This window comes from Massilia phosphatilytica, from assembly GCF_977014125.1.
The window spans coordinates 1-4,376 of the sequence record NZ_CDRNIL010000014.1 but is presented as its reverse complement, the minus strand read 5'-3'; the positions used below and the strand labels follow the sequence as shown (position 1 = coordinate 4,376).

The 4,376-nt window shown below is 66.0% G+C and carries 3 protein-coding genes and 1 pseudogene; all 4 read right to left on the bottom strand.

The genetic code is table 11. The features are described from left to right. Positions 1 to 91: 91 nt before the first annotated feature. The 4 genes and pseudogenes from ACWNCF_RS00510 to aspS all read right to left on the bottom strand — a co-directional run bounded on the left by ACWNCF_RS00510 (position 92) and on the right by aspS (position 4,265). Positions 92 to 844, bottom strand: a complete 753-nt coding sequence (locus tag ACWNCF_RS00510) for a diguanylate cyclase (protein ID WP_449405640.1) — start codon at positions 842 to 844, stop codon at positions 92 to 94. Next, the gene (locus ACWNCF_RS00505; protein ID WP_449405639.1) at positions 726 to 1,769 is read right to left on the bottom strand and encodes a CHASE3 domain-containing protein; all 1,044 of its coding nucleotides are present in this window, start codon (positions 1,767 to 1,769) and stop codon (positions 726 to 728) included. Before ACWNCF_RS00505 ends, ACWNCF_RS00510 begins: the two co-directional genes overlap by 119 nt. Positions 1,770 to 1,875: 106 nt before the next feature. After that, positions 1,876 to 2,331 carry a dihydroneopterin triphosphate diphosphatase gene (nudB, locus tag ACWNCF_RS00500; protein WP_449405638.1) on the bottom strand — a complete coding sequence of 152 codons (456 nt, stop codon included), beginning with the start codon at positions 2,329 to 2,331 and terminating at the stop codon, positions 1,876 to 1,878. A 139-nt stretch (positions 2,332 to 2,470) separates the two neighbouring features. Further along, positions 2,471 to 4,265: pseudogene (gene aspS, locus ACWNCF_RS00495) on the bottom strand (aspartate--tRNA ligase). Positions 4,266 to 4,376: the final 111 nt, after the last annotated feature.

Here is a 4,376-nt window from a genome sequence, read left to right as displayed (position 1 = left end):
TGCTTGCCCTGTTCTTCGTTCAGTTACGTATTGCTAAGGTTAAAACGGAGGAGTTAGTTGGATGATCCAGCGCCTGTACAACATTGCCGTCTCAGGCGCCGGTCGCCACGCGGTCGCGCCCATGCTCCTTGGCGCGGTACAGCGCCTTGTCGGCCGCCCAGAACAGCGCCTCGGCATCCTGGGCGTGGACGGGATAGGCGGCCACGCCGAACGACGCCGTGATCCGCTCCGGCCCTTCCCCCTCGGCGGTCGGCCTGATGCTGCCCAGCGCGATGCGGATCGCCTCCGCGCGCGCGCTCGCGTCGATGGCCGTGCATTCCGGGAGGAGCAGGACCATCTCCTCGCCGCCGTAGCGGCAGGCGATGTCGCCTTCGCGGATCCCGAGGCGCAGTTGCTGGGCGATGGTGCGCAGCACGGCGTCGCCGACGGCGTGCCCGAACTCGTCGTTGACACGCTTGAAATGGTCGATGTCGACGAGTACGAGGCTCACGGGCACCTCCTTGCGCCGCGCCCGCGCCAGCTCGCGTTTCAGGGCGGCGTCGAAGTGGCGCCGGTTGAACAGGCCGGTGAGCGGATCGAGCACCGATTGCCGGCGCAGCGTTTCGCGCAGGCGCGCGTTCCCGAGCGCCAGCGCGAGCTGCTCCGCGACCGTCACCGCCAGGCGCTCCTGCTCTTCCTGCTCCGGACCGCACGCCAGTCCCTCGACGTGCAGCATGCCGACCAGTTCATCGTGCGTGACGAGCGGGATGCACAGGCGCCCCGCCGTCTCGTCCGCCGGCGCGCGGTAGTGGGCGCAGGCCGGATCGTCGTAGCCGGCGGTCCGGTAACGCGCGCGGTGGCGCAGCGCCGCAGCACGACTCGATGTCGATGGCCAGAGGCTGGTCGGACGGCGTGCCCCACTGCGCATGGCGGTCCAGCATGTTGGCGTCGTCGTCGCGCAGCAGGAACAGCGTGCCCGCCACGCCGGGCAGCAGTTTCGGCATGGTGCGTGCGATCACCGGGCCGACGTCCGGGATCGACGGGACGGCCTCCACGGCGCGCAGCAGTTCCGCGACCAGTTTCAGTTCGCGGTTGTGGCGCGTCGTCAGGGCGACCGCCTCCGTGAGCTGGCCGGCCTGCATCTCCAGCTGCGCGGCGGCGGCGCGGCGCGCGCGCAGCATGCGCATCACGATCAGCAGCAGCGCGCCCAGCACGAGGATATTGCAGGCGGTGGCGGCGAGGCTCACGGTGAACGACCGCCCGGAGCGGTCCAGCAGGTCGACCCGCAGCGCGTCGCGCCTGGCCTTGCCGCGCGCATCTACCGCCGCGACGAGCTGGCGCAGCTCGTCCATGTACTGCTTGCCGCGCAGCGAGCTGACCACGCGCTCGGTCGCGGCGAAACCGGCGCGGCGGCGCAGCACGATGGTTTCGTCGAGTTCGGCCATTTTGAGTTCCGCCAGGCGCGCGATGCGCCACGCGCTGGCCCGTTCGGCATCCGTGCGCGCCAGCTCCTTGGCGTCGTGCAGGGCCGAGGGCAGCGTGCGCCGGGCCCGCTCATACGGTTCGAGGAAGGCGTCATTGCCGGTGATGATGAAGCCGCGCTGCGCCGTCTCGGCATCGCACATGCTGGTCAGGATGTCATCGATGCGCTGCTGCGCGAGCTGGTCGGCGCGCGTCTGCGCCAGCAGGACGTTGACGGAGCGGTTCAGCCAGAACGGCACCGCCGCCACCAGCACCATGACGGTGAAGACGGCCAGGACGACGAATCTGAGATGTTTTGCGCTGCGCATGGGATGTCGGTCGGAATGTCATTGCTATGAGGCAAGGCAAAATAGCACAGATTACCTGGCGCACGGTTGAAATGGACGACGCCGGCCGCCCGGATCGTGTTTTTGTCTACGCCGCCTGGACGTGGCGCGGCAGATGCAGGATCGCTTCCGCGTTCGAGCTGGAAAAGCACCGGTCGGCCGCTTCCAGCAACGGCAGCCAGGCATACTGCAGGTGTTCGCGCGGCGCGAGGGTGATCGCGATGTCGCGGGGGACGCAGACGGAGAACACGTGCTCGGTGTTGTGGGTGACGCCGGGCGCGTAGCGGTGGCGCCAGGTCTGATAAATCTCGTAGATGTTGGACAGGTGCCAGTCCTTGAGGACGATGCGCTCGCCGTCGGCGACGATGCCGGTTTCCTCGAACAGTTCGCGGGTGGCCGTTGCCAGCAGCGGTTCGTCGGGGTGGTCGAGGGAGCCGGTGACGGATTGCCAGAAGCCGGGACGGTCGGCGCGTTCGATCAGCAGCACCTCCAGGTCGGCGGTGTGGATGACGACGAGGACGGATTCGGGGATTTTATGCGTCATAACGCCATTGTAGCGCCACATGAAAAGCGTCGTCCCCGCGAAGGCGGGGACCCAAGTTTTACGCGCAGTCGAAACGCACGCAGGATTGGATCCCCGCCTGCGCGGGGACGACGGGTTCAAACGGCAGCGCCGGTTTTGCTTACGCGACCTTCGGCTCGTTGCGCAGACGGATATGCAGCTCTTTCAGCTGCTTCTCGTCGACTTCCGACGGCGCGTTGGTCAGGAGGTCCTGTGCGCGCTGGGTCTTCGGGAACGCGATCACGTCGCGGATCGACTCGGAACCCGTCATCAGCGTGATCAGGCGGTCCAGGCCGAACGCCAGGCCGCCGTGCGGCGGGGCGCCGTACTGCAGGGCGTCGAGCAGGAAGCCGAACTTCAGCTGCGCTTCTTCCGCATCGATCTTCAGCGCGCGGAATACCTTGCTCTGGACTTCCTCGCGGTGGATACGGATCGAGCCGCCGCCCAGTTCCCAGCCGTTCAGCACCATGTCGTAGGCCTTGGCGATGCAGGCGCCCGGGTTCGTCTCGAGCATGTCCTCGTGGCCGTCCTTCGGCGCGGTGAACGGGTGGTGCGTCGCGTTCCAGCGGTCGCCTTCCTCGTCGTACTCGAACATCGGGAAGTCGATGACCCACAGCGGCGCCCACACTTCTTCGAACAGGCCGGCCTTCTTGGCGAATTCCGAGTGGCCGATCTTCACGCGCAGCGCGCCCATCGAGTCATTCACGACCTTTGCCTTGTCGGCGCCGAAGAAGATCAGGTCGCCGTCCTGTGCGCCGGTCAGTTCCAGCACCTTGGCCAGCACGTCGTCCGAGAGGTTCTTGACGATCGGCGATTGCAGGCCGTCGCGGCCCTTGGCCTTCTCGTTGACCTTGATGTAGGCGAGGCCCTTGGCGCCGTAGATGCCGACGAATTGCGTGTACGCGTCGATTTCCGAACGCGGCATCGAACCACCCTGCGGCACGCGCAGGCCGATGACACGGCCGCCCGCCATGTTGGCGGCGTTGTTGAAGACCTTGAATTCGACGGTCTTCATCAGCTCCGTCAGTTCGGTGAACTGCAGTTTTACCCGCATATCGGGCTTGTCCGAACCGTAGAGGCCCATGGCGGTGGCGAAGTCCATCACCGGGAACGGGTTAGGCAGGTCGATGCCGGCGGCGTTCTTGAAGACCACGCGCATCATGTCCTCGAACAGGTCACGGATTTCCTGCTCGGTCAGGAACGACGTCTCGCAGTCGATCTGGGTGAATTCCGGCTGGCGGTCGGCGCGCAGGTCTTCGTCGCGGAAGCACTTGGTGATTTGGTAGTAGCGGTCGAAGTTGGCGACCATCAGCAGCTGCTTGAACAGCTGCGGCGACTGCGGCAGCGCGAAGAAGTTGCCCGGGTTGACGCGCGACGGCACCAGGTAGTCGCGCGCCGCCTTCCGGCGTGGACTTGGTCAGCATCGGGGTCTCGATGTCGATGAAGCCCAGGTTGTCCAGGTACTTGCGCACTTCCATCGACACTTTGTAACGCAGGCGCAGGTTGTGCTGCATCTGCTGGCGGCGCAGGTCGAGCACGCGGTGCGTCAGGCGCGTCGTTTCCGACAGGTTGTCGTCGTCCAGCTGGAACGGCACCGGCACGGACGCGTTCAGCACTTCCAGCTTGGTGGTGTTGATCTCGATCTTGCCCGACTTCAGGTTGGCGTTGGCGGTGCCCTCCAGGCGGTTCACGACGGTGCCCGTCACGCGCAGGCAGTACTCGTTACGTACGTGCTCGGCGACCTTGAAGACGTCGGCATTGTCGGGGTGGCAGACGACCTGCACGAGGCCCTCGCGGTCGCGCAGGTCGATGAAGATCACCCCGCCGTGGTCGCGGCGGCGGTGCACCCAGCCGCACAGGCTGACGGTTTGGCCCAGCAGCTCTTCGGTCACGAGGCCGCAGTAGTGAGTACGCATGGAGGACAGAGCTTTCGATCCTGGTTGGTTGATTCGGTGGGCCCGCCAGGTGCTGGATCATCCAACTAACTCCTCCGTTGGCTGTGAAGACGTAACTGAACGAGTACAGGA